Raw genomic sequence first — 24,373 nt, 5'->3', positions numbered from 1 at the left:
TATTGAGATTTTTCAGAGCCTTCGTAAAGGGCGTGTTTTTTTCCTTCAGGATTTTTTGAACACGATAATGAAGCTAAAGAAGATACACTTGAGTAATTGCTACCGCACCATTTGCAATAAAATTTTGGCATAGTTTAGATTTTTAATTTTTTAAAATTGAAGTCGCTGATTTTCATTTATAGTTATATAAATGTAGAGTGCAACCCTGCCAATCTACGGCAGTGGTACATAGTCAAAAAAATCAGGCTTTTATTTACTTAATCTTTTTCCAAACAAGATTATCATCTTCATTCTTGGCAATTCTTAAAGGCGTAAAACTTTTAAAATCTGTGGTTTTATATTCGATACTCATTGAAGGAGCGGTGCTAAAGTCATCTACTGTATACAAGCCTGTTGAAATAACATATTCTCCTATTTTATTTTTCTCAATAGTGTAGAAAGCTCGAGGCTCTGTGCGCCATCCTGTTTTTGCATACTTTGAAACCTTTTTGTAAAAATTATCATCAAAAGAGTCAATAGTTATTGGTATTATATTGTCTCCGGTAATTTTGTAGCTATGAAAACTTCTGCCTTCTGCCGTACCTGTTTCAGTAGCGTAAGTAAGTATTTCTCCAGGTAAACTTTCAAAAGCTGAGGCCTCTCCTGCTTCATTCGAGGGATAAGGTAAGTAATTGCCAAAACCAATACTAGAACTGAAATTTTTTTGTAATAAATATCGAAATTCTTCGGAAGTTTCTTGGGTGGCAAATTGTTGATCCAGTGTATACAGAATCGTTTTCAATCCGATGCTTGTAGATTGATCATTTTCAAAATTTTCTTTTTCGACCGCAATTAATTCTTCGTATTCTTTTTTAAGTTGTTCGGGAGATTTTTCGGCTTTATCAAAATAGGAACCCATCTGAACCTTCAAACCTTCAAAGAATTTTTTCTTTTCCTCTTTATCTCTAAATAGTAACGTTTTGGCAATAAGACTATCTGTTTCTTTAGGATCAATATTCAGGTATGCATTATAGTCTTCTAAATATTTGTCCCAAGTTGTACTTGGTTTAAAAACTTCATTATCATTACTTACAACTTCTCCACCATCATAATGCGAAAGAATAGTATCCGTGAACTTTTTTAAAATGATATCAGAATAGTTTTTATAATTAAAAACGTCTTTCATATCCTCAAAGTAAAGGGCACGGAAATATTGTTTATAGAATTCACTTTTTTCATTTTCAGGTACTGTTTTGTGTATTTCCTTTAAAGATTTTGTGGAATAGTTGCCCGAAAATTTTGATTGTTGAGCAAGGACGAATGTGCTGAAAATTACAGCTGACAGCAATAATAGTTTTTTCATGGAATAAATTTTTCTCAAATATAGCAACATGTCCAATATAAATACTATGGGATAACGTAAAATGAGATAAATATTTAATTCATACATTTATACAAAAAAATAAACTTGTGGAAAATCGTGATCTTGAAATTTTAAAATGCTTAGAAAGAGGGCTGCAAATAAATGAAATAGCACTTTATCTGCAAAAAGAGAAAGCCATAAAAGTGAGCATAAGCACTATAGAAAAAAGATTGACAGCAATACGCAGGCAATATGGTGCTAAAACATTATTTCAGCTTGGAGCTATTTTAAAAGCGAAAAAACTGATTTAAAAAAATCAGTTTATGTAAAAGAATAGATGAGTTGAAAATTATTCAGTCAAAGCTTTATACCTTTCACCATAAATCACAGCATAACCCGAATCTTTCAGAATATGCACTCCCATTAGGTCATATTTCCCTACAGCATAATTGCCGTTGGTGCCATCCAAATATTGAATGAGTAACGTATAACCATATCTGGATTCTATATGCTGTTCTTTTCTGGGAATACCTTTTTCATCACAGTCAATCCAAAACTTAATCTTGATTGGAGCGGTCATATGAGGTTGAAAAACACCTTCTCCGTTTTCGTAAAGTTCTACAATAGGTTCTCCCTTTTTTTCGTAGAGATATTTCCCTAGAATTTCTTTTGGAAAAACTTTACTGACGGTATATGTATCTCCATTTAATTCAATTTTCTCTACTTTTTTTTGAGCGTGCGAAAAGAAGATTCCTATCATGAGGAAATGTAGAATAATAGATAGTTTTTTCATGTCTGTAATTTTAATAAAGTTACAGTAAGAGGTTATTATCTAAAATACCTACTTAGTGGTATTTTTATAAAACAAAGGCTCAGAAAAAATCCAAGCCTTTGTCACCAAAAAACCAAACACAATCTGTTGAATGTGAGAAGATATTATTTTAATAATTCACAAAATTAACATCTATAGGAACTGTCTGGGTAATAGATGTTCCATCGGAAGCGAATACGATAATTTTAAGCGTTCCATCAACAATCGGTATTGCTGTATCGGTGAAAGAGAAATTATTAGAGCTTAGTAAAAACTGTGCAGGAACCGTTGTGTTATTATATTCCACAGTATTATTTCCGCTGTTGAAGTTTTCCTCATACGTAAATAACCTTGGAGTCTGCGCAAAGGTAAATCTATATTCATATTTTATCTGAGTAATTGAATTAGATCCACCTGCCTGAACTTTAAAATTTTTCATGTACTCTTTTGAATGCACCCGATATCCATTATTGCCACCTGAAGGATAGAATTGTCGGGACATCGTATAGCTCCCCGAGGGTGTTCCTATAAATTCTAAAGGTGCCTGAACTTGTACAGTAAAAGATTCAACATCACTTTCATTTCCATATTCATCTTTAAACTGAATATTGTAGGTATAGGTTCCTGAATTTACAGCATTGAAATTATAGTTAAAACTTCCAGTAGAAGTTAAAGCATAAGGAATATAGATGTTGTTTGTGTTCTGTATACCGGTCATATTATTATTTGAAGCAGAAGAAATCCATGTTTTATAGCTCACAGATGAATTTGAAGTAATGGGTGTTTTTTTTACTATACCAATTAATGACATGGGAGAATTTGGGACAACGGAAGTTGAATTGATGTTCATTGATTCGACAACAATTTTTCTTGCTATTATGGTTTGCTGAATATCATAATCTTTGCTTACAGTGCTGTTTTTAACAGTGTAATTCAGCGCACCCTGACCTATTTGGTTTGTCTTCAGAACGATGTTGAAATTATCAATATTTGGCAGAGGATAAAACTGACCTATTTGAGCATCTACTCCATTTAGCTTTATACTACCATTGTTCGAATTATAGTCATTAAACTTGATTTGGTATCCACTCGATAATTGCCCTGCGCCAGGAACAATTTTCATTAAATAATTAGTTTCATCACCTTGATAAATGTCAGCAGTTCCACCGATGTACGTAAGAGCAAACTCAGAAATCGAATATTTTAGTTCAAAAGATTCTTCTGCAGAAAATCCTTTAGAATTTTGAACGGTAAACTTCAGTTGATGTATTCCGGAGACATTACCGATATATTCAAAAATATTATCTTTTGAGGTCAATGTATATTTTTGATTAGCATTTAAAATTTCCCCATTTAATTTTAATACACCATCCAAATTGGTTGTGAATTTTATGGAGGTTTCAAGCGAACTAAAATCATAGGTTGGATTTACATTAAATTTTAACTGGTTTGTCTCTCCTACTGCTTTTTCAATGAAATTTTCGTCACGGTCAATGCTAAACGAAAATTGAGAAGAACTAGAATCTTCCAATTCACGATCACTTTGACAACTGACTATACATACTAGAGTGCAGAAAATTAAAAGTAGTTTTTTCATATTTCAATATTTTTGATTTTTTTAAATAATAATGCAGTCGCAATGAGAGAAAGAATAAATAGTAATCCGAATCCGAGAAAGGTATTTGTAACATTTCGGTTATTCAAGAAATCTAATACTTCTTTTTTTTCAGTAAGAATGGTTGATGTGTATAAGACGTAGGTCAGAAAGCCGAGGACTGCCCACAGAATTGCGGAAAGTAAGCCAAGGCATGAAACCCAAATAATCTCGATGTAATTTTTTCTGTTTTCCATCATAAAGTTTAATTTAAATAGACTTTTAAACCTCCGAGTACTCCGTAGCTTGTTTCGGAAAAATTTGACTTGAGGTCATAGTACTGATTGTAATCTACGGTGAAGCTTACATTTTTATAAATTATTAATTCCGCTTCCAAACCGCCGTTAATTCCGTAAGTAATTCCTTTAACCTTTTCCGGAATTTCAGCTTGATATATGAGGTCTTTACTTTTCCCTCCGTTAACGGTTTCGTGTGCAGCAAAGCCACCCAAATATATATTAAGAAAGAATGGTGACAGATTTTCAAATGACCATCCTGCCTGAGCAGAAATTCCGATTTTTTGATACGGCAAAATCTGGGAATCAATGTATCCCACGCCATATTTTTGGTAAAATATTTCAGCTTTACCTAAAAACCCTTTTTTACCGATTACTTTTGAGTAGCCAGCTTTCATCATAAATGAAGTTTGATCAGTTTTTTCGGTATCAGGCATTACTCCAAACGATGCTTGTAAGGCATTCTGATCAGCTCTTCTGCCTTGGGAGAAAGCCAGGAAACCAATCAGTAATAACGTTGTTGTGAATATTTTTTTCATACTTATTAGTTGATAAATTCTGCTTTTGATATATATTGTGGTTTTATTTCAAGTGAAATTGTTCTCTCTCCTTCTAATTCGTTCATTATTAAAATGATATTTTTATCATCAGAAATTGTAAATTTTTCAAAGGCAAAAACAACTCTCTTAGTTGATTTTTTATCGATGGATTCGGCCTCAGTTTGATATACAGGGACATATATTTTTTCATCTGCTTCAATTTGTTTCACACCATTTCTAATAGGATTAGACAAAAATGAGATGCTTTCAATGTCATAATTAATGTTGGTGGTATTTCTGAATTCCGCTAAAACGAAAATCTTTTTGTCACCTGAATAAATACCTTTAATAAAACCAAGCATTCCTCTGGTGTAGAAAGAATTTCGGTTGTTAATCCAACCTTTTTTCTTCAATATTTTTTCAGAAATAGTAATATGTTTCTCGGTTGCTGAAACATTAGTGTTTTCTACTTTTACCGAATCTGAAATAGTTGCGGTTTGTGAATACGCTTTGCTTATCGTTAATAGAAAAGCAAAAATTAAGATTTTTTTCATATTAAATTTTATATAAAATGATGCATGAAATGTTTGGGGTTAATTTGATATTTGATTTTCGATTGCTGCTGGTATTTTGAATGGCATCGTTTGCAATACCACCAATGACTGGAACGCTCCCAATCGTACTGTTAATAATGGATGACGTTCTGCCAGATGACTGTTGTTCAACTCCTGAAATAGGTAATCCTTCCATGCCGTCTGAGCCGTAGAGCTGCATTTCTACTGGAATAATTTTGCCATCAGCTTTTATGGTGGTAAACTTTACCATTAGCCGGTTGTTTTGTTCCTGGGCAACGCCTGTGACTATCTGACCTTTTTTTGTCGTTACATCATTAATTTTCGCTTTTTCAAGGAGAACAAATGAAATAGATTTCCCTGTATTGATAAAGCCTTGAGACAGAAGTCTTGCTTTAATCTGCATGGTTTTTTTCTCCTGTTGAAGGTTAGAAATGTCTTCTTCTCTGTCAATGTTTTCTGCTAATTCCTCTAAGCCTACCAGCTCTTTTTTGCTGTAACGTTTGGTAGATTCTCTTTTTTCTGCCTTAGAAATACCTAAAGTATTTTGGGGTTCTTCATAAAATTCAGAATCATTGTTTTTCTCATTTTCGTATTGATAACTTCTGCGTGTTGAAGCTCCTCCTCCCCTTGCTGAACCTGAATAATTGGTTTGAGAACTTTGAGGCGAAGAATAGTTTGGTTCATAATATGTTTCAGAATTGATTTCCGCTTGTTCTTCCGTGACTGGTTCTGGTTTTGATGTTCCGAAAATCTCATCTATCGCCATATTGATATTGCTTGAGTCTTTACGATCCATTTGGTTAGCTTCCAGTCTACTATTGTAGTTCTTACCTGCTTTGGCATCCGGATTGGAAAGTTCATCAACTTTTTGAATAGTATCTTCGCTTTTTATGAGATAAACTGCTGAGAACATTCCTACACCTAAAACTCCTACTATACTGTATGCAATAATTTTTCGACGCTGATCTTCAGATTGACTTTTCCAGATTTGTTTAAATTTTTCCATTACTCAACGACGGGTTTAGGCTGGTTACTTTTAAGACTGTCAAGGTTTTCCTGTTCATCATCAGAAGGTTTTTCTATTCTGCTTAATGATTCCTCGAAATTTGTGATCAAGAATCCAAAAGGATTAAAGGGATAGTTGATATGAACTTTTGTCATTCTCAGTTTAATATCAGCTTTAAAAAACTCTTCGTTGTTACCATTAATCCTCTTAATGATAACAGAAAAATTAACCAAAGGGTTTTCTTCAACCTGACTTATCTCCCATGAGTCCGGTATAATTTCGGCCTTCTGAATTAGACCGTTGATACTTAAAAAATTAGAATAGTAATTTTTTCTTTCTTTGTCTTTTATGATTTCAGTGGGCTGTTTGTCAACTAACCACAGTAGTTTTTCCTTCTTATCTTTCAGGTTGTACTGATCTAATTCGTAGAGTTGTTTTGCAAAATATTCGGCATTTGACTGAACTACTTTTATTTTATCTCTCTGTTCATCCACTAACGACAAGGGTATTAGATCGCCACGATTGTTGATCGTGTAAATTTTAGTGGTACTGTCGCTGTACACAACTAGAGAAAAGTAAGTGAAGCATATAATTGAAATCACCGATACAATCAGTATTGCCCAAACAGTTCTTTTGTTTTTATTGAGATCAGTGTAGAGATTTTTCCCCACTGTAATCTTTTGTTCTTTCATAAATTTTTAGTTAAAATATCCTCTTACTTCTTTTGTGACCAATGCAAAAAGACCAAGCTTTACCATGAAGGCAATAAGTGAAGCTCCAATAGTGTAAGCAAACAGATATCGTAAATCTGTATCGTAGTTTATCGTATGAAAATCTAATCCTATTTTATCCTGTATAAATCCGTAAATGATTGATGTAAATTCAATGATGGCGACATAAGCAATTCCTAAAACAAAAAGACCGATGTAGATTTTAATCCAGCGGGAAAACATTTCTTCGAAACCTTTTGTGGTAGACAAAGCAATTGCAAACGGAAAAATAAATTTGAAAAGCTGCAAAAGGAAAACTCTTTGAATAAGATACATTCCTACTACTGCAATATCTAAAACAGCTAATATTTCCTGTGTGAATGTCATTAGACCTGTAGTTAGATACAGTGGCATCAGCGAGGTGTAATACGACATTTTATCGATCGGTCCCATATCATCTGCCAACTGATCAAGTTGCAGGAGATATCTTTTCACACTGTCGTCATACAGTGGTTTTTGATCTGCAACACTAATGTCAATATTTGCGAAAACTGTTTCAATAACATTAACAACCCAATCACTTCCTATAATCAATAATCCGTATCCAATAATACTTATGATTCCACCTATTTTGGGCATTTCAGGGTTTTCGGCAGTCTGTAGAAAGTTTCCGAATATCTTAAACAGTAAAAGAACCATTGCTAAAGATTTTGCCCCGATAATGGTATAGGAGAATAAGTTGTTGGAAGAAATGAGATTGTTTAAATCTGTTAACCAAGAATAATCCATTAATAACTCATTTTTACCAGTTTAATTTTGATTGCGGTATTTGCTGAAGAAACTTTTTCAGTTTCTTTTTCCAGCAAATTTATCCTCTGGCTGTCATCCATTTTGAAAACACCTTCTTTTAAAAGAGCCTGAACAGTTTTCACAGAACCTGAAATTTGCTGTAGACTTCTGGTAACTCCACTTACATCAAATTCTTTTCTCTTTGCGATTTCAACAATCTTTTTAGCATTTTTGATGGCTTCATTTTGTTTTGCAATAATATTCTGCAGATGTCCCATTTGCTGAACATAACCATTCAATTTCTGGTATTTTTCATAGCCAGACTTCATGACTTTATATGTTCCCTGCAGTTCTTTTAATTGTTTTGCAGAGCTCACCAATTGCTGAGACATCGTGTAATTGGCAGTTGCATCGGTTACAGCGAGTTGGCTGTAAGCAAAAAGACTTGCGGTAAGTGCCATAGCACATAAGATTTTCTTCATAAATTTAATTTTGTGATTGTATGTATTGATTAATTGCAGTTTCCATATTCTGAGTTTGTGAATAAATAGTCATTAACTCTTCATTCTTAGCACCTTCGGTTTGATAAGCCCAATAAACTTTCTCTGGTACCACTAGTCGGTAAACCTGATGATGGTTTCCACGCATGATAAAAACTTCAGAATATTTTTCGTTTCCTTCAAATTTTGAACTGAGAGAACTCATCTGATGATAAGCGTGCTCGCTCATCCCGAATCTGGATTGTAATGCTCTGTAATCTTTGGCGTTCAGCACATATACAACTTGAGTATTTTCGATAATGGTTTTTGCAATCTGTCCTTTTTCTCCTTCGTCAGGTAGTTGTGAAATAGATTGTAGAATAATGCCGATTGAAGCATTCTGCTTTCGGCCGGCTTGGTAGAAATATTCAATTTTTTCAAAAACACCTTTAAATTTGAACTGCTTTGCGACTTCATCAAATAAAATATAACCCTTCGTGCTTTTATCTTTCCAGATAGTTTCCTGAATAACCGAAGAAACCAATTGAAGCATTATTGAAAGTAAAAGTTGATTATCTTTAACTTCATCCAGCTCAAAGACAATGAGATTCTTGTCTTTTATTCTATCTAGGTCTGAATTGTCCTCTGTTTTGTATAGAAAGTCATAAATTCCTCCGTTTTCAAACTCGCTCATTGCGAATAGAAACTCCTCAATGTTGAAAAAATCTGATTGAATATTAAGATCATTCAGAATATGATCTTTTGTGTCTTTTACTGCTGTTACAAAATTTAAAAGACTTGGATTCTCAATCCCAGATCTATAATAAGCCTCAATGATTTTTCGCAAAGCAGTTTTTTCGTTCTCAGTCGCAGGCGAATCTCTTTTATAATGCGTTAACACGATTTCTGCAAGTTCAAATGTTTTTTGGGAACTGAGATTATCACCTTGCAAATCAAAAGGATTTAATCCTATAGGTTTACCTTCTTTATATCTCACAAAAACACTGTCTTCAGGATACAGAGCTGAAAACTTACGGTAAGATTCTCCCAGATCGATAATTACTATTCTTGCATTTTCTTCGTAAGCATGGCGAAGAATATGGTTCGCAGTAAATGATTTTCCACCTCCAGTAGGAGCAAAAATCATAAAGTTTCTTGCATTCATATATCTCTTTTCTTCATCCCATTGATCAACCAGCACCGGAATATTTCCTATTCTTGAATTAAAAAGAATTCCTTTTTCGTCATTTTTGTAATGAGAACAGTTGTTAAGGAATAGAGTTGCGGTGCTCAGATTTCCGTAGAATAATTGTTTTTCTGAAAGACAGTGTGCAAACAGATAAAAAGAATTGGTGAAAATTGAGTTTAGAAAATTCCCAATAGCTTGTCGTGGTTTTACATCTACACTTTTAAACTTTTCAATAATTAAATTTCGCCTGACTTTTAAATCCGCCTCATTTTCGGCAGAGAAAAGAATATTAAAATGCGCTTTGATGATTCTCTCAGAATCGATATCATCAGCAATTTGGTCAGTAAGAATCGTAAGCTTTTTAGCATTAGCTTTATTATTAGGATCAAAGGAAGAAGATTTTTTAAGTAAATCCAGTCGATTTCTCAGTTTATTAAGTTCTTTCTGATTATCCTCGAAACAAATAATCTGATTGTAAACGTGATCAAAATTCAGTTCAAAACCAAAGAGATCACCGATGTTTTGAAAAAACTTGTATTTAGGCGTTGAAAAGTTCTTGTCAACATATAAATCTTTAAATGACTCCGGCATTTTTTCTTCATCTTTTGTACTTAGTGCGGCAAGTTTTTTATTTCCAATTTGTAAATAATCATCTTTCAAGATGCGATCTGCAGTACAGTCATTCTGGAAATTATTAAAATAAAAATCATAATATTCAAGCATTTGTTCCTTACTGAAAGGGCTTAATGTGAAAGCTTTTCCTGCATTGATTTTACCGGTATTTAAGAAACTCACGATTTGTTCAACAGTTGTTATAAACTGATTGATTCTGTCATCAAAACTCCCAAAAACCTTCCTGTTTAAACGTTTAAAAGGATTCGTGATATTGGTATTTAAAATATTTCCCGGAGGAAGAACGAGAAACACAAAACATTGATGATTCAGTAATGGCTTACCTCTAAAGTATTCCTTGGTTGCCTTCTGCAGATAATTTTCTCCTGGATAAGCATCGGTGTCGAGTTTTTGTTCTGTGAAAATATCCTGTTTTAAGAAGACTGAACCTGAAGGCATATCCTTCAATGTTTGATTCCAAAGTTGATCTACAGCTTCGTAATCTTCCTCACCCATGGCATATTTTTCAATCAGTTCCAATTTGAAACCCATTGCAAATACACCATTGGTTCCCACAACTTTGTTTTCGTTTGCATATAAAAATAATTTATTCGTCATTGCTGAATTCTTTAGGTAGCGTTTCATCGAAAAGCCATTCATTGATCGATTTGTTGGTAGAAAGCATTAGTGAAACCAGATATGTACTCCCTATTATTGTAGCTACTACAATTATTTTTTGAAAAGAGACTCCATTCAAAAAAGAGAGTAGTGAAAGGACGGTGATGGTAGCAGTAATAATAAAACCAATTGTATTGAGGCCATAAATAGTTGGTTTTTGCCTGTAACCTTTTAGATTTTTTCTAATTCCTGACATTATACCTGAAGATTTCCCACGTAAGAAACAAGACCTACAATAGCTCCTAGAACTGCAGCAAAAATCACAATATTAGTCAGTCCTTTTTTCCAGTCTCCATTTTGGCTTGCGAAATGACCAAGATTGGATAGAATAACCACAATAAAAATGCAGACTGCGATGTAAGGAAACACGCCTTTCAGTTCGTTCGCTAGATTTTGGGCGGGTCCTTTCAGATTGATACTTTGTGCAGAGAGATTTAATGTTTGTAGCATTAGCAAGCTGATAAACGCTTTCTTTAAGATTCTTTTCATTATATTTTAATCAATTAATAGTTTTGCTTCGTCAATGATTTGGCTGAAATTTCTTTCCAGCATTTCCTGGGTTATTTTCTTCCTTATCGGTATTTTACCTTTTTCGATTTTCGGTGGTTTAAATTTTACGATGTCGGTATTTCCATCCGATAAAAAAGCAAACTCTCCCACTTTCAGAGAATTGAATCTACTTGCCCGGAATTTTGAAACTTCTTTTTCTCCTATAGTTGTACTTGTTTCACCAGTACTGAAAAGACTTACCATTCCTTTTGTAGAAACAGATTTTGTCTGTTGCTTTATGAGTTCAAAAAAAGATTCGTAGAATTTTGAAGTATCAGGGTCATTAGATTTACCAAAGAACTGGGTTGAAAGATTGGCAATGATTTCCTTAAATCCATCTCTGCCATATTGTACAGTTCCCTGTACAATATCCTGAGCACAGTACACAACAGCAACTCCAAAGCTTCGCATGGTCGCCGGAATTTGTGCCATGTTTAAAAGTTTAATGGTCGGAGCTTCATCAAGCAGAAGAAATGATGGCTTTCTCCCTCTCACCATCATTTGCTTCGTAATAGCATGGATGATTGTGGCGTTGATAGGACTTAAAAACCGACTTGATTTAGGTTCATTTATAACAGATATGACACTGTTATTTTTTTCTGAATTGATGTCAAATGAAATTTCATTTCCACTGAGGACCCAAAAAGCTTCGGGAAAAGAGATCTTTCTGAGAGCGTTGGCCAAAGTAGAAATCACTGAAGCCGTCTGTCTTTCAGACGAAAGCCCCATGATAAAAGCTGAGCCTTGAAGAGCAACCCGTTCATTATCTGTTAGAAAATCTTTTAGTTTTCCGAATTTATTTTCAGTTTCTTCACCACCTAAAGCTGGCGTTTCAGACTTACTGCTAAAATCAATCCCGAGGATAAAGCTAATGATGTGTGGTAATGTGCAATATTCTGGATGAGTGAATGAAAATTTTAGAATTACACTAGATAGAAGTGATGACGCACTGTCTTTAAAAAAGTCATCGCCCTTCCCTACTCCACTGTTGATTAGGTTATCCATGATGACCGTAACGATTTCATTGACGTCTTTTTCTCCGTTTAAAAACCGTGGATCTATAGGATTGACTCTGAAACCTATTTCCGGTTGATGTATTGCGATAATTCTAAGTTGATTTCCGAATGCTGGAATTGCTAACTCGGTCAATTCTCCGTCTTTAAAATCATAAATGATTCCGGAAAATTTTTCTCTGGAAAAATGTAGAATCAGATTGTGGATCACAGAAATTGTTTTTCCCGAACCTGCAGCACCAAAAACAGCAACCCCTCTTTGAACTCCTCTCAGTATTTTAGTGCCTTTGTTGGTGCTAAATTCCACATCCCAAATCGGGTCTGTCTTAGCTGGCTTTAGTAGAAGAAAAGTTATTGAGCCAATAAAAAAGCTTGGAGAGAATTGATAGAAAATAATAAATTTTAAACTATCAATTTTCCAGTAAGCAAAAGCTAAAAATGAAAAATAACTAAGTGTAAAAAATGCTGTAGCAAAATAAGATTTTGATTTGAAAAGCAGATAGACCAAAGATGACAGAAAACCTAAAGTGGTAATCAAAATCATCCAGTTTCGTAAGCTTAAATCAATAATTTGCATTCGTTTTTCTTTGCTGCAAACATATTGCGGTCAAGAAAAAAACAAAGACAAAAGGATACTTAAATAGTGACTTATTTTAGTAAGTGCTTACCCTTATTTGTTACAATGTGCTGAAAATGAATGATTTTTATTTCAGCTTGTTTAGTTGGTAAATTTAAACTTCATCGGGGATTTTAATCATTATTTAAGCAACAATGGATCTTCTTAAGCCCTCACTTAATTCTTCAATATCTTTTTTGCTGGTAAGATCAGTTTTTTTATAGATATTGGAAAGATGAGTTGAAAGTGTTTTTTCGGAAATGTTTAATTGATCACTGATTTGAGCATATTTCAGTTCTGGATTTTCCAATATCATTTTTAGTATTTCGGTTTCTCTGTTGGTTAAATTTTCAAATGAAATCGCTTTTTTGAACTCCTCTTTTCTTTTGTGGTAAAAAAAATAATCTACTGTCACGAAAAAAATACCAAGAGAGAAAAAGCTTTGCTCAATGAATTGGTTATCTCCAAATATAATGATTGTAAAAGGTAAAGAGAAGAGCCCTAAAAACCCCATGATGCCATTAAAAGAATGTACTTTTAGATAAATATTTTCTTCTGCCTTTATTCTTTTGTAAAGTTGATTGACGAAGAATAAATTAGCTACCGAAAGGGCAATTAGAAAGAAAGACACAAAAAATACCCTTGATTGATCAATTGATTTGGTGATTGTATACGGTAAAATAAAAAGTAAAACGAATAAAAGGAGTGAAACCATTCCCACTGTGTTGAGAGGTATATTTTTTTTGTGAAATTCAACTTGATATTCTTTTTTTATAAAGACAAGAAAATGATAGGCGACTGAAATGCCAACTGTCCAGGCTACGATATTTTGAGGCATAATAGCAATAGAAAAGTTCGGATCAGGAAGTAAGCCTTCCACCAAATTGTAAACTAATCCGGAAGCCCATAATGCGGTATATTTTAAATAATAATTGCGATCTGGCTTTTTCCATTTCTGGATGCTATTAATTATGCCAATAAAGAGTAACGTAGTGAACAGTGAAATGTAAATAAAAGTTGAAAGATAGATTTCTGTACTAAACATTTTTCAAAAAATATAGTGGATAATCGAGTTGGTGTGTTTCGTTGAATATTGCAAATCCGTTTTTCTGGTAAAAATTCAGATTTTCGGTTGTTGTAGTTTCAACAAAAATAAAATCGTCTCTAAATTGCTGCAAAGATTCATTGAGGAGTTGGCTTCCTGCTCCTTTGCCCTGCATCTCAGGGATTACTCCCATTAACCAAAGATGGATGTATTCGTGTTCCGGATGATTCTTTTTAAGCAGATTTTCAAGCTTCAATACTTTAAAAACGTTGCTGATCCCAATGCATTTGAAGATTAACTTCAATTCGAGGTAGAATCTTTTTAAACTTTGCGGAGGATTATCTAAAAATAATATAACGCCTTTTCTGTCATTACTAAGAAAAACTTTGCCATATAGAAGACTCAAATCAACTTGATAGCTCATTAAAGCTTTTAATTTTTTGTAGCGATTTCCATTCTCATTTACAACAAAGTTGATAGAATTTGGAATTAAAACATTGTAAAAAGATTTGCATAAAATATCAATTGCAATATCTCTTTCTTGGTGAGTACCAATAATCATAATAATATTTCTTTAGTTTTGGTGTGACTAAATAATAGTTTATTGTTTCCAGAGAAACTGTTGGGATTTTAGTTTTTTTTGAATAGCTGTTTGCTGAAAAGTCAAACCAGATCGGCATTACAGATTGTTACAAAGATTAACAACTGCCGATTCTAACTATGCCGTAAAAGTAATAATTTATTTTTTAAGTACCAACTTAGTATTCAAATATTTAAAACAATATAAATAATTAAAATATTACATTGTATAAATTGTATTAATTATGTATATTCATATTTTTACTATTTTATTAATCCTAAAAATTGAAATGTAATTAATTAGTGAATCTATAAAATATAACATTGCATATATTCCTTAATTTGATATATTATTAGATAATTTTTTGCTAATATTTAAAATTTATTAAATACAATAAATAGTCTATTTGGTAAAAGTAATATATTCTTTATATTAAAAAGAGTTTAATTTATTTTTGAGATAAGGAAAGTATTTTTAAATGTTCTAAATGAATGAAATGTTTAAATTGTAAAAAGTTTTTAAAATATATAAGTTAGATAAATATATTAAGTTATACAATACATTATTTAATATAATTATTTGTTTTAATGATTGTGTATGATTGTTTAATTGTGTAAATTTGAAATATCTATACTATTTGTTTATGTCGATTATTTCAATTATTACGCAAAAAGGAGGAGTAGGGAAGACTACTACCGCAATTCATGTAGGAGCTGCATTGTCTAAGAAAAAGGGAGTAAATGTGCTTTTAATTGACTTCGATAGTCAAAAAAATCTTTCAATGGGTTACGGTATCGAAGATGACTATCCGTATACAGTGAAAAATTTTTTAGATAATACCGGGGAATTCAGACTGAAACACCATGGCAGTTCTAATGTGTATATTCTTGCAGGCGACGCTTTGCTGGAAGAAGAAGAGAGTTACAACAGGGATACGCTGAAAACAAATTTAACAAACTTGTTAGAGCAGATGCCCTTTGATTATGTTCTCATAGATTGTCCTCCACGTCCTTTGATGAAAAAACTGACTTTAGGTGAAATGGCTCTGTGTGCATCGGATTACGTAATGTCTCCTATTGAAGCTGAGCAATATTCTTTTGCCGGGATTGATAATTTGCTTCCTGCATTTATGAATATAAAAGAAAAGCATAATCCTAATCTTGAATTTTTAGGTTTTTTCTTTAACAAAGTACTTACAAATACGGTTAATTTTAGGAAGTACAGTGAAATGATTAAGCAAGAAGAGGAAGCGAAAGACTATTTCTTTAAAACATATATTCGACAGGATATGAATATTGAGAAAGCAAAGCAGGAAGGGAAAAATATCTTCCAGGTGAATTCCAGCAGTAGAGCTGCGGAAGATTATAAGAATTTAGTAAAAGAGATTAAATCTAAAATAAAGAAGTATGAAAGCGAATCTGTTTAAAAACTTTAAAACCTTAAAGCAAAAAGAAGAGGAGTTAAAACCTGCTGAAGATGAAAAAGTGGATATTGTCTCCGTAAAAGATGAAGAAACTGTTGAAGTAGTTATTGACGAGGTTAAAAAACAAGAGCCGAAAGAAGTTGTAGAGAAAGTCGAAGAGACGGCGCCGAAGGTAGAAAAGGATTTGGTAAATGAAATAAAGAGGCCTGTTGAAAAGAAAAGACCTGTGAAAAAAGAAATTTTGGAAGCAAAAGCCGCTTTGGCGACTGCTCAAACCAATAAAACCTCTTATGCGAAACAAATTACAGTAAATCAGACGAAACGGTCTTTTACCATCTTTTTAAAAGCAGATTCTCTGGAGTTTCTCAAAGATTTGGTGTTCTACAAGGCAACAGAGGAAAGGTTAATTTTTTACAACCAATCTGAAGCTTTTGTAGAAGCAATGGATTTGATAATTCCTACTCACAAAAATATTGTTCCAAGACCAGATTTTATCCGTGAACAGGAGAAAAACAAGAAAGGCGGTAGAAAGCGCAATTCAGATGAAGCTTATGGAACAACAACTACTGTTTACATTCCTGGAGAATATTTCGATTTTATAAAAGATGTTACTTACAATAAAGTGGTAAGTGGGGATCTTTACTATAAAGACTGGGATCTTTTGGAAGAAAGCATTCAAAAATTGAAGAAGAAATACGGAGACAAAATCCAATCGAGACCAGATTACATCAGAGAAGACGAAAAACTGAGAGGAAGAAAATCGAAATCAGATTCTTAAATGAGTTACACTTTAGACTGGGAAAGAGTAAAAAGAGAAGTGGATATTGAGCAGTATTTTCTGTTCAAAATGGGAAGCCTGTACAGTTTTGATAAATGCAAAAAAGCGTATGTGCTTCATCAAAATGGAAATCACGGAGACATTATCCGTTTTTTTCATCATGAAAGATCAGGTGTGAAGATGTATTATTCGATTATGAATCAAGATAGCGGAGACATTATCCAGTTTATCAAAAAAAGAATTTTGAATAATACTTCAGCTTTACCGGGAGAAATCAACCAAGAACTGCGCTTGTTTTTAGGATTGGGTAATGATGATAGTAGAATAAAAGTATCAAAAACCTATTTTGCTCAAGTTTCTGAAGAGGTCGAGCCGACTCATTATCAGATTAACGGAGACATTATCCAAAAAATAAGTCTTCATTGGGAGTATTTGGAGCAGTACCGTAAGTTCAATCGAGATACTATACTCTCTGGAGTTTTTCAAAATACATTATTTACTTACAGGAAAGATAATACAACCAGTTTATCTTACTTTGTGAAAGATATAAGTGGCGACGTGGTTGGTATACACAGAGTTTTTACGGGAAAAGGAGATTATTTTAACAAAAAATGGTTTGATGTAAATTCAAAAAATTCAATTGGATTTACGTTTTCTGAAAAACCGGAAGTCACGGAGACATTATCCGTTTTTGAAAGTGTTTTTGATGCAATGAGCTATGCTGAAATTTTTAACCCGGCAAATACGCAGTATTGTTCTTCCAACGGAGAGCTAAGTTTCAGTAAAGCGCAAAACATTAAAGAATACTTTACCTCTAATAGCTTTGATAAGCTGGTTTTAGGCAATGATAATGATATTTCCGGAGTATATTTCAACTTGAACATCGTTTCAGCATTTATCAAGGAGATTCAACAGGTAAGAAAAACAACCGAGACAATAATTTTGGATATTGTCTCCGTGGAACATAAAAACTTTAATATTTTAAAACAGTTTTTCCGCAGGCTAGAGTATATTCCCACAAATTTCAGAGATAAAGATTTGGAAATGACATACTATACGGAGACATTATCCCAAAATAGTGCTAAGTTCATTTTCATTATTGGCAATACCAAAGATTCCATTCAATTTTTCGTAGGTTTGCTGTTAAAGATTTGGAGGCTTGACGAGTTTGTGCGTATTCATCAGCCTTTCAATAAGGACTTCAACGAAGATCTCATTCAACAAAAAAGCCTTTCAAATGAGTAAAAAAGATGGTCAGTCACCCATGAAAAGAGAAACACTAACTTCAAAACAGCGAAAAAAAGTTTTGATTTCAAATGATTTCCGGGAAGTGCTTATTTCTCAGGAAACGTCTATCATTGAGCAGCGTATTATTACGATGATTCTTTCTGCAGTGAAAGATGATCAGGCGATGTTTATTACTCCAAAATCTTCTTTAAATACTGCTACAGATAAGCAATTGACTTTTGATGACTATTTCGAAGGCTGGGCTCACCAGGGCGTTGTAGATTTTGCAGTTTCCATTGCAGACATCAATCCTCAGCGTAAAATGAAAAACTCTGCTATTCAGGAAGCATTGGTTAACATGACTAATATCAATTGGTTACGCCTTAAAGATGAAACCATTAATGGATATAAAGCAGTTCCTTTCATCCTTGAACCAAGTTGGAACAAGAAACAAATATTCTTTAAGATGGATAAGGCCGTAATGCAGCACATGCTTAATATGAGCCAGTATTACTCCATTAAAAAAGATTTGTCATTCAATACATCAACCAGCAATACTTTGAGGTTTTTAATGTGGTTGGTGAAGTTCAACAAGAATGGAGGAGTGATTAAAGAATACACTCAACTTTTGAAGGAGCTTTCTATCCCGGTAACTAAATATGAAGGCAATTACCGCTTTGAAAGGGATTTTCTTGTTCGTGTAAAAGCAGATTTGGATAATTTTAATGATATCAGTTTCAATTATTCTTACAAAGAAGGACATTATCATTTTATTATTTACGACACTCAAAATGCAGTAGGAATAGACCAAAAATTCCCTACACTGGATGAATTACAGATAGATAGAGCATTAAAGTATCTGAAGAGACAGCGTGCACTCGACGATCAGCAGGTGCGCATAATGAGAAAACTGTACGAAGTAAGAGGCTATCAGGAATTATCAAAACATTTAAAACGTAAGATTGATGTAGATGTGAAAGGAGAAGCCTACATTAAAGCTGTTTTTGCATTGATAGAAACCATTTAGGATAATGTCTCCGTATTTACGGATAATGTTTCCTATATCTTGGATATTGTCTCCGTTAAAAAAGATAATGTCTCCGTTATTTTGGATATTGTTTCCGTAAAGCAGGATATTGTCTCCGTAAATTTAAGAGTTAAAACGCTGTAAGATACTTTAAATAAAAGGAATACGCTTTTTTCGAATTGAACCCTTAATTATATTAAAATAATAAACATTTCTAATTTTATAAAAAAAATAATAAATGTTAGTAAAAATAAGGGGAAATTAAATATTTATTAGTCTTATTTTCAATGTGTTGTAATTTTATTTTTATTTAAATTTTTCTTCACAAAACCGGATAATGTCTCCGCCTGTTTGAGAGTTCATAATATTTTGTAGAAAGTAGATAATGACTCCGTAATTGACTTATTTTGATATTTGATACAAATTAATTGCAAAAATCCTAGATTTATATAAATATATAAAATAAATTATTGTGTGTAAGTATTTTATTTAGTATATTATATTTAACTATTTGGTAATCTAATACGTTATGAATATAATTTTATCTTTTTAAATTAGTTACAGTAGAAAATAGTGCGTTTAATGGTCTTTTTATTTAATATAAAAAAATCTTATTACATGGTAATCTAGTACGGAGACAATATCCAGTTTTTGCCAATTTTGATGAGATTAAAAGTGTATAAAGAGATTTTCGCTAATGTAATTACAGTTCCTAAGAGCGGGAATCAGCTTTGAAATAGTTATATTCTTTGAGTAAAAACAAAGGTTTGAAGATGGGAATGATTGCTGTTTTACGATGCTTATTTTGCTTAAAAGATTTGTAAAAATTCGGCATTATAGTTTTTTGAGCGGCACCTGGAAGCGTGGAAGGTTGAAAAATCTGCAGCATAATTTAGGAATTTCACCCAAGGAAAGACCGCCACGAATACTGTTTTTACCTAAATGCAGCTGTTGCAATTTTCAATCTTCGCGGATCTCCTGCTTCTTAAGAAATAGGTTTGTTTCATTACAGCTAACGTCCAGGCGTTTGGCGAAGTAGGGGGCGGTCGACGAAAAGTAAAAAAAACAGGGTTAAGGATAAAATCTATTAAAATTTAATTTTTAATAGATAAATTTATAAAACTAATTTGGGGAATCCTGTATTTTATTTTTTTTTATCCAGTTATGGAGGTTCGCCGGAGTCGAATTATAGCGTTTTGCTATAAATTTTTTGGTAGAACCATTTTTAAGTAAAGCTTCTATTTCCAATTTGTGAGTATCAAGTTTACTTTTTCCTGGTCCTTTTGGTCTACCTAATTTAATTCCGTTTGCTTTTTTTGTCTGCAGCGCTTCTTTTGTTCTTTTGGAAATCAAGTCCCGTTCAATCTCTGATACCATAGAAAATACCATTGCCATCACTTTACTTTGTATGGTATCGTCAAGTTGCCAGTTTCCTTTGACAGTATAAATATTAATGCCTTTCTCTGTCGCAATAGAAATAATTTCCATGCATTCAAGCATACTTCGTCCCAATCTGGAAAATTCATTTAAAAGGATAGTATCTCCTTTTTGTAAATCCTCTATGATCTCACCAATTTTACGTTTTCTCCAGTGAATCTTTCCGGAGATTTTTTCTTCTACAAAATCTACTTTACCTAAAGATTTGTCATTCGCTAAAAATAAAATTTCTGCTTTATTTTTTTCAAGATCCTGGTCAGCTGTTGATACCCTTAGATAAGCTACATTCTTTGACATAAAAGCTATTTTAAAATTAAAGGTATAAATATTAAATTATTCTATATAAAAAAGTAAAATATAAATATGTATTTTTATTTAATTATAACTTTATTGAAAACGGTCATTTTTACAATGTTATTTTATGGCTTTAAGAAAATCTATAACAGAACAAGAATTTACTTCATTAATAAATATTCCTCAGTCTGGAGAAGAACTTATAAGGATCTATTCTCTTTCATATGACGATATAATTTTCATTAAGGCATCATGCAGAGGAAAAACCAATCATATTAGAGTATCAGTTTTACTTAGCTACATGAAATTTCCCGGAATTATTATTCCTACTGTATTTATTCCAGATGAAAGAATATTGGATCTATTATGTAATCAGCTAGAAATAGATAAAAGCCACTGGAAGGATTATGATAATTTGGCTGAAACTCGCCAGGATCATATAAATATTTTGAGAAAAAACTATGGATATGAAAATTTCTCTTCAACTTACTATACTGATTCTCTATTCAATTTAACAAAATTTACTTTACAAACAGATAAAGGAATATTAATTGCGCAGCAGTTAGTAAAATTTTTGAGAGATGCTAAAATATTGATACCTAGAATATCTGTTGTACAGAAAATATGCTCAGAAGCCTTAATTAATGCAGAAAAGCAAATTCATGATACCCTGAGTTCTGTATTGTCCAATCATCAAAAACAGTTATTAGATACTCTTCTCAACTTACAGGAAAAAAGCAGCATCAGTCAACTAAATTGGATGAAGCAATCCCCACAGGCGGTCAATTCAAAATTTTTATTGATGCACATAAAGAGGTTGAAAACTATTAAAGACATTGATCTTCCAAAAGATATTGGTAAGGATATTCATCAAACACGGTTGTTGAAAATAGCCAGAGAAGGCAGGCAGATGACACCACAACATCTAAGGGATTTCGAAGAATCCCGGAGATACGCAACTTTAGTCGCAATACTTCTGGAAACCAAAGCTTCTATTATCGATGAAATTATAGAAATGAATGATAAAATCATCGGTTCTTTGTTCAGATATGCCAAGAATACACAAGCTCAAAAAATGCAGGAATCCGGAAAATCCATGGGAGAACAGCTCGGTGTATTTTTTAAAATTGGATGTAAATCGTCAGCAAAAAGTAGACATTATATATTAAAAAGTGTTTTCATAAAAAGAGTAATTTTAATTATGGCAACACCGAAAAAGAAACCGACCGAGAAATTCGTAAAAGATATTCGGCAGAACACCCGCAGAATATTCACTGCAGAGCAAAAGATTTTAATCGTGATGGAAGGTCTTCGAGCTGAGACTTCCGTAGCCGAACTTTGCAGGAACCATAATATTGCACAGTCGCAGTTTTATGCCTGGAACAAGGAGTTTATGGAAGCAGGAAAGAAGCGTCTCAATGGAGATATTGCTCGCGAGGCTACGAGTGATGAAGTATCAGATCTGAAGAAGGAAAACGCACGTTTGAAAGAGATCGTAGCTGATCTGGTCGTTCGCTATGATATTGTAAAAAAAAGTTTAGACAGGCTGGATTAATCGATAAATACAGGAAATATATGAGATTATCAGCAGCCGAGAAATACGAGATCATTCAAACGGTGACCAGGAGTGAAATCGGTGTGAAGCGAACCTTGGAAAGTTTTGGAATCGCCAGAAGTAGTTTTTACAAATGGTATAAAAGCTACCTCGAATACGGCTATGATGGCTTGGAAACTACGAAAAGAACAAACCATAGACAATGGAACAGCATTCCTGAAAGACAGAAAGATCTGGTGGTAGAGATCGCTTTGGAACACACCGAATTGTCTGCAAGGGAACTGGCCTACAAAATTGGGGTCAGTCGACGAAACGGAAAACATAGCACGTTAATGATGGAATCTATTAAGTATTGATAAGTAATTTATTATAACTATTCAGTTAACGAATTTTCATTAAAGATTTGAGTATAAAAAATCAGTATAATTATTTATTCTGAAATTCAGTTTTTATTTTATATTTAGCTAGTTAAAAATTTATAATAATGATAAAACAAAACGACAAATTAAAACTGAGGCAATTATTTCTTTATGTCCTTTCAATAGGGTTAATTTCCTTTCAAATTTCGTGTAAGGACGAATTAGCAGAAGTCCAAAATGAACAAGCTTTTAAAGAGGAATTGAACAATACTCTTTCAGCGAGAACTTTTTCGGGAGATTCGATTATGTTAGAGAATCCATATTCTACGGAAAATATGACAAAAGCTTTTCAAACCATAAAAGATAAAAATCCTGAATATGGGTTCGGAGAATTTGATATTCATACCACTCATTATTATCTTAAATTTACTCCTGAAAATGAAGAAGAGGTGGGATTACTAAAACGGGACTCTACAATTCATTATTTTGATTATAGGTTAGATGCAGAGTATAGAGAAGGATACTTGGAAAATAGAAATCCAGATAGAGATACTATTTCAGTATATTATACTGCAGTTCCTGTTGGAAAAATTCTTCCTAACGTAAAACATGAAATTTTAAGTGAATTATATATTCCTGAACAGGATCAATATTTTGCTGATATTAAAGATTACAAAGAATATGAGGTAACGGGTAGAGTTGAAAATAAAACAGATCTTTTCAATAATCTTTTATTTTCTGCTTACGAACAAACAGGTAACGAGAATGAGTTGCTGACAGAAAATTCAACCCCGCAAGCGAGATGGATTTTTGGAACTAAATGGTATCCTAGTGGAAGCATACGCGTCCAGGATGATATAGCCGGGTTAAGACCCGTAACCGGCGCTCAAGTTTTAATGCGACAATGGTTTACTGTTGCACAAGGAATAACAGATGGAAACGGAAATTTTTCCACTTCTTCTGTTCGTGGAAAAGCTCGATATGTTATTCAGTGGGAAAGATATAATTATAGCGTTCGTGATGGATCTTTTTTTCAGGCAGAAACACATGGTCCCGATGTGAAACAACAGTCTTGGCATCCTATCCTAAATGGAGGTAAAGATGAATATCACGCTTTAATACACCAAGCAGCCCATGACTTCTATTATGGAAATAGATTTGCTCTAATATCACCTCCAATGAATAATCATTTTTATAATTTTGGCAGACAGACTCAGATAAAAATTGCAGGTAGATTATCAAATTCTGGTCCTACATCTTCCTTTTCTCATTTAAGAAGTGAAATTACATTTGGACTTTCAGCTCAGGTTCATATAAAAGATTATGGAAAACCATCTGATCAAGTATATGGGACTACAATTCATGAATTAAGCCATGCTTTGCACTCTGTAAAAGATAGATCATCTTATAATGATATTGTGCAAGATTCTTTTTTATCTGGAAATACACAAGTGAGAAAAAGAAATCGTAGATTATTGGAGAGTTGGCCAACTGCAGTGGAAATTCTTATGACTCTAGAAAGATATAGGATAAGATTTAATAATCCAAATTATTTAGTTTATCAAAATCTTACTTTAAATTATCAAAATTATCAATTTAGAACTATCGCAGCAGAGAATTTATATACTTCTGGGATTTATGATATGACAGATACTGTTAATCAAAGAAGGATTTTTGGAGCAGGCTATCCAATGGATCAAGTAGATGGATATACAATTAAAGAGCTGGAAAATGCTTTATCAGGCGCGAGATATTGGAACGACTATAGAGATAAAGTTAAAGCAATGTATCCTAATAAACCTACTAGACCTTTTGTAGATGAATTATTTGCTAACTGGCAAGATTAAAAA

25 protein-coding genes and 1 pseudogene are annotated in these 24,373 nt (G+C 33.0%); 9 read left to right on the top strand and 17 right to left on the bottom strand.

The features are described from left to right. Positions 1 to 253 precede the first annotated feature (253 nt). Complete coding sequence (locus LO744_RS20255) at positions 254 to 1,342, bottom strand: hypothetical protein (protein ID WP_230672670.1); 1,089 nt, start codon at positions 1,340 to 1,342, stop codon at positions 254 to 256. 107 nt (positions 1,343 to 1,449) lie between these two features. Here LO744_RS20255 and LO744_RS20250 point away from each other — a divergent pair, with 107 nt between their 5' ends. After that, positions 1,450 to 1,653, top strand: coding sequence for a helix-turn-helix domain-containing protein (locus LO744_RS20250; RefSeq protein ID WP_230672667.1), 204 nt, complete (start codon positions 1,450 to 1,452; stop codon positions 1,651 to 1,653). 38 nt (positions 1,654 to 1,691) lie between these two features. Here the strand turns inward: LO744_RS20250 and LO744_RS20245 are convergent, their stop codons facing one another. The 15 genes from LO744_RS20245 to LO744_RS20175 all read right to left on the bottom strand — a co-directional run bounded on the left by LO744_RS20245 (position 1,692) and on the right by LO744_RS20175 (position 14,405). Further along, positions 1,692 to 2,135, bottom strand: coding sequence for a hypothetical protein (locus LO744_RS20245; protein ID WP_230672663.1), 444 nt, complete (start codon positions 2,133 to 2,135; stop codon positions 1,692 to 1,694). Between the two features lie 148 nt (positions 2,136 to 2,283). Continuing rightward, on the bottom strand, positions 2,284 to 3,750 hold the full coding sequence (locus tag LO744_RS20240; protein ID WP_230672661.1) for a hypothetical protein: 1,467 nt from the start codon (positions 3,748 to 3,750) through the stop codon (positions 2,284 to 2,286). Further along, positions 3,747 to 4,007: a hypothetical protein gene (locus tag LO744_RS20235; protein WP_230672659.1), complete on the bottom strand. Its 261-nt coding sequence runs from the start codon at positions 4,005 to 4,007 to the stop codon at positions 3,747 to 3,749. The genes LO744_RS20240 and LO744_RS20235 overlap by 4 nt, the downstream gene beginning before the upstream one ends. Positions 4,008 to 4,012: 5 nt before the next feature. Continuing rightward, a complete protein-coding gene (locus LO744_RS20230; RefSeq protein WP_230672655.1) occupies positions 4,013 to 4,582 on the bottom strand; it encodes a conjugal transfer protein TraO in 570 nt (189 codons plus the stop codon). A gap of 5 nt (positions 4,583 to 4,587) precedes the next feature. Then, positions 4,588 to 5,136, bottom strand: coding sequence for a DUF4138 domain-containing protein (locus tag LO744_RS20225; RefSeq protein ID WP_230672652.1), 549 nt, complete (start codon positions 5,134 to 5,136; stop codon positions 4,588 to 4,590). Position 5,137: 1 nt separating this feature from the next. Then, complete coding sequence (gene traM / locus LO744_RS20220; protein WP_230672650.1) at positions 5,138 to 6,163, bottom strand: conjugative transposon protein TraM; 1,026 nt, start codon at positions 6,161 to 6,163, stop codon at positions 5,138 to 5,140. Continuing rightward, complete coding sequence (locus tag LO744_RS20215) at positions 6,163 to 6,855, bottom strand: hypothetical protein (protein ID WP_230672648.1); 693 nt, start codon at positions 6,853 to 6,855, stop codon at positions 6,163 to 6,165. Before LO744_RS20215 ends, traM begins: the two co-directional genes overlap by 1 nt. A 6-nt stretch (positions 6,856 to 6,861) precedes the next feature. After that, positions 6,862 to 7,662 carry a hypothetical protein gene (locus LO744_RS20210; RefSeq protein ID WP_230672646.1) on the bottom strand — a complete coding sequence of 267 codons (801 nt, stop codon included), beginning with the start codon at positions 7,660 to 7,662 and terminating at the stop codon, positions 6,862 to 6,864. Beyond that, positions 7,662 to 8,144 (bottom strand): hypothetical protein, encoded by a 483-nt coding sequence (locus LO744_RS20205; RefSeq protein ID WP_230672644.1) that lies wholly within the window; start codon positions 8,142 to 8,144, stop codon positions 7,662 to 7,664. Before LO744_RS20205 ends, LO744_RS20210 begins: the two co-directional genes overlap by 1 nt. A gap of 4 nt (positions 8,145 to 8,148) precedes the next feature. Beyond that, a complete protein-coding gene (locus tag LO744_RS20200; protein WP_230672642.1) occupies positions 8,149 to 10,560 on the bottom strand; it encodes a TraG family conjugative transposon ATPase in 2,412 nt (803 codons plus the stop codon). Further along, positions 10,550 to 10,816 carry a hypothetical protein gene (locus LO744_RS20195; RefSeq protein WP_230672640.1) on the bottom strand — a complete coding sequence of 89 codons (267 nt, stop codon included), beginning with the start codon at positions 10,814 to 10,816 and terminating at the stop codon, positions 10,550 to 10,552. Before LO744_RS20195 ends, LO744_RS20200 begins: the two co-directional genes overlap by 11 nt. Further along, the gene (locus LO744_RS20190) at positions 10,816 to 11,109 is read right to left on the bottom strand and encodes a hypothetical protein (protein ID WP_230672638.1); all 294 of its coding nucleotides are present in this window, start codon (positions 11,107 to 11,109) and stop codon (positions 10,816 to 10,818) included. The genes LO744_RS20195 and LO744_RS20190 overlap by 1 nt, the downstream gene beginning before the upstream one ends. Positions 11,110 to 11,115: 6 nt before the next feature. Further along, positions 11,116 to 12,759 (bottom strand): type IV secretory system conjugative DNA transfer family protein, encoded by a 1,644-nt coding sequence (locus LO744_RS20185; protein ID WP_230672637.1) that lies wholly within the window; start codon positions 12,757 to 12,759, stop codon positions 11,116 to 11,118. Between the two features lie 184 nt (positions 12,760 to 12,943). Further along, positions 12,944 to 13,843, bottom strand: a complete 900-nt coding sequence (locus LO744_RS20180; RefSeq protein WP_230672635.1) for a helix-turn-helix domain-containing protein — start codon at positions 13,841 to 13,843, stop codon at positions 12,944 to 12,946. Continuing rightward, positions 13,836 to 14,405: a GNAT family N-acetyltransferase gene (locus tag LO744_RS20175; RefSeq protein ID WP_230672633.1), complete on the bottom strand. Its 570-nt coding sequence runs from the start codon at positions 14,403 to 14,405 to the stop codon at positions 13,836 to 13,838. Before LO744_RS20175 ends, LO744_RS20180 begins: the two co-directional genes overlap by 8 nt. Positions 14,406 to 15,066: 661 nt before the next feature. Here LO744_RS20175 and LO744_RS20170 point away from each other — a divergent pair. From LO744_RS20170 to LO744_RS20150, 5 genes and pseudogenes are all read left to right on the top strand, one after another. Beyond that, the gene (locus tag LO744_RS20170; protein ID WP_230672631.1) at positions 15,067 to 15,849 is read left to right on the top strand and encodes a ParA family protein; all 783 of its coding nucleotides are present in this window, start codon (positions 15,067 to 15,069) and stop codon (positions 15,847 to 15,849) included. Continuing rightward, positions 15,830 to 16,624, top strand: a complete 795-nt coding sequence (locus LO744_RS20165) for a hypothetical protein (protein ID WP_230672629.1) — start codon at positions 15,830 to 15,832, stop codon at positions 16,622 to 16,624. Before LO744_RS20170 ends, LO744_RS20165 begins: the two co-directional genes overlap by 20 nt. Continuing rightward, positions 16,625 to 17,869, top strand: coding sequence for a toprim domain-containing protein (locus tag LO744_RS20160; RefSeq protein WP_230672627.1), 1,245 nt, complete (start codon positions 16,625 to 16,627; stop codon positions 17,867 to 17,869). Beyond that, entirely contained in the window at positions 17,862 to 18,878 is a 1,017-nt protein-coding gene (locus LO744_RS20155; RefSeq protein ID WP_230672625.1) for a replication initiation protein, read from the top strand. The genes LO744_RS20160 and LO744_RS20155 overlap by 8 nt, the downstream gene beginning before the upstream one ends. Before the next feature lie 790 nt (positions 18,879 to 19,668). Further along, a pseudogene (locus LO744_RS20150) lies at positions 19,669 to 19,833 on the top strand (IS91 family transposase); the annotation flags it as partial. 167 nt (positions 19,834 to 20,000) lie between these two features. On the opposite strand, the gene LO744_RS20145 reads toward LO744_RS20150, so the two are convergent. Next, a complete protein-coding gene (locus LO744_RS20145; RefSeq protein ID WP_034751495.1) occupies positions 20,001 to 20,612 on the bottom strand; it encodes a recombinase family protein in 612 nt (203 codons plus the stop codon). A 124-nt stretch (positions 20,613 to 20,736) separates the two neighbouring features. On the opposite strand from LO744_RS20145, the gene LO744_RS20140 reads away from it, so the two are divergent. The 3 genes from LO744_RS20140 to LO744_RS20130 all read left to right on the top strand — a co-directional run bounded on the left by LO744_RS20140 (position 20,737) and on the right by LO744_RS20130 (position 24,370). Continuing rightward, on the top strand, positions 20,737 to 22,164 hold the full coding sequence (locus LO744_RS20140) for a DUF4158 domain-containing protein (RefSeq protein ID WP_230672623.1): 1,428 nt from the start codon (positions 20,737 to 20,739) through the stop codon (positions 22,162 to 22,164). Between the two features lie 83 nt (positions 22,165 to 22,247). Continuing rightward, a complete protein-coding gene (locus LO744_RS20135; protein WP_230672621.1) occupies positions 22,248 to 22,520 on the top strand; it encodes a helix-turn-helix domain-containing protein in 273 nt (90 codons plus the stop codon). Positions 22,521 to 22,783: 263 nt separating this feature from the next. After that, positions 22,784 to 24,370, top strand: a complete 1,587-nt coding sequence (locus LO744_RS20130; protein ID WP_230672619.1) for a hypothetical protein — start codon at positions 22,784 to 22,786, stop codon at positions 24,368 to 24,370. Positions 24,371 to 24,373 lie beyond the last annotated feature (3 nt).

Origin of the sequence: Chryseobacterium turcicum (genome assembly GCF_021010565.1) — a bacterium.
Classification (GTDB): domain Bacteria; phylum Bacteroidota; class Bacteroidia; order Flavobacteriales; family Weeksellaceae; genus Chryseobacterium; species Chryseobacterium turcicum.
Note: the sequence above shows the minus strand (reverse complement) of the source record. Positions and strands in the feature narration are given on the sequence as shown.

What these genes read in the sequence shown, in the direction of transcription:
- LO744_RS20165 (WP_230672629.1), top strand. Translation starts at nt 15,830, where the DNA reads ATGAAAGCGAATCTGTTTAAAAACTTTAAAACCTTAAAGCAAAAAGAA.
- LO744_RS20235 (WP_230672659.1), bottom strand. Translation starts at nt 4,007, where the DNA reads ATGATGGAAAACAGAAAAAATTACATCGAGATTATTTGGGTTTCATGC.
- LO744_RS20240 (WP_230672661.1), bottom strand. Translation starts at nt 3,750, where the DNA reads ATGAAAAAACTACTTTTAATTTTCTGCACTCTAGTATGTATAGTCAGT.
- LO744_RS20205 (WP_230672644.1), bottom strand. Translation starts at nt 8,144, where the DNA reads ATGAAGAAAATCTTATGTGCTATGGCACTTACCGCAAGTCTTTTTGCT.
- LO744_RS20180 (WP_230672635.1), bottom strand. Translation starts at nt 13,843, where the DNA reads ATGTTTAGTACAGAAATCTATCTTTCAACTTTTATTTACATTTCACTG.
- LO744_RS20210 (WP_230672646.1), bottom strand. Translation starts at nt 7,662, where the DNA reads ATGGATTATTCTTGGTTAACAGATTTAAACAATCTCATTTCTTCCAAC.
- LO744_RS20155 (WP_230672625.1), top strand. Translation starts at nt 17,862, where the DNA reads ATGAGTAAAAAAGATGGTCAGTCACCCATGAAAAGAGAAACACTAACT.
- LO744_RS20145 (WP_034751495.1), bottom strand. Translation starts at nt 20,612, where the DNA reads ATGTCAAAGAATGTAGCTTATCTAAGGGTATCAACAGCTGACCAGGAT.
- LO744_RS20170 (WP_230672631.1), top strand. Translation starts at nt 15,067, where the DNA reads ATGTCGATTATTTCAATTATTACGCAAAAAGGAGGAGTAGGGAAGACT.
- LO744_RS20195 (WP_230672640.1), bottom strand. Translation starts at nt 10,816, where the DNA reads ATGTCAGGAATTAGAAAAAATCTAAAAGGTTACAGGCAAAAACCAACT.
- traM (WP_230672650.1), bottom strand. Translation starts at nt 6,163, where the DNA reads ATGGAAAAATTTAAACAAATCTGGAAAAGTCAATCTGAAGATCAGCGT.
- LO744_RS20175 (WP_230672633.1), bottom strand. Translation starts at nt 14,405, where the DNA reads ATGATTATTGGTACTCACCAAGAAAGAGATATTGCAATTGATATTTTA.
- LO744_RS20230 (WP_230672655.1), bottom strand. Translation starts at nt 4,582, where the DNA reads ATGAAAAAAATATTCACAACAACGTTATTACTGATTGGTTTCCTGGCT.
- LO744_RS20200 (WP_230672642.1), bottom strand. Translation starts at nt 10,560, where the DNA reads ATGACGAATAAATTATTTTTATATGCAAACGAAAACAAAGTTGTGGGA.
- LO744_RS20140 (WP_230672623.1), top strand. Translation starts at nt 20,737, where the DNA reads ATGGCTTTAAGAAAATCTATAACAGAACAAGAATTTACTTCATTAATA.
- LO744_RS20225 (WP_230672652.1), bottom strand. Translation starts at nt 5,136, where the DNA reads ATGAAAAAAATCTTAATTTTTGCTTTTCTATTAACGATAAGCAAAGCG.
- LO744_RS20190 (WP_230672638.1), bottom strand. Translation starts at nt 11,109, where the DNA reads ATGAAAAGAATCTTAAAGAAAGCGTTTATCAGCTTGCTAATGCTACAA.
- LO744_RS20185 (WP_230672637.1), bottom strand. Translation starts at nt 12,759, where the DNA reads ATGCAAATTATTGATTTAAGCTTACGAAACTGGATGATTTTGATTACC.
- LO744_RS20160 (WP_230672627.1), top strand. Translation starts at nt 16,625, where the DNA reads ATGAGTTACACTTTAGACTGGGAAAGAGTAAAAAGAGAAGTGGATATT.
- LO744_RS20245 (WP_230672663.1), bottom strand. Translation starts at nt 2,135, where the DNA reads ATGAAAAAACTATCTATTATTCTACATTTCCTCATGATAGGAATCTTC.
- LO744_RS20255 (WP_230672670.1), bottom strand. Translation starts at nt 1,342, where the DNA reads ATGAAAAAACTATTATTGCTGTCAGCTGTAATTTTCAGCACATTCGTC.
- LO744_RS20215 (WP_230672648.1), bottom strand. Translation starts at nt 6,855, where the DNA reads ATGAAAGAACAAAAGATTACAGTGGGGAAAAATCTCTACACTGATCTC.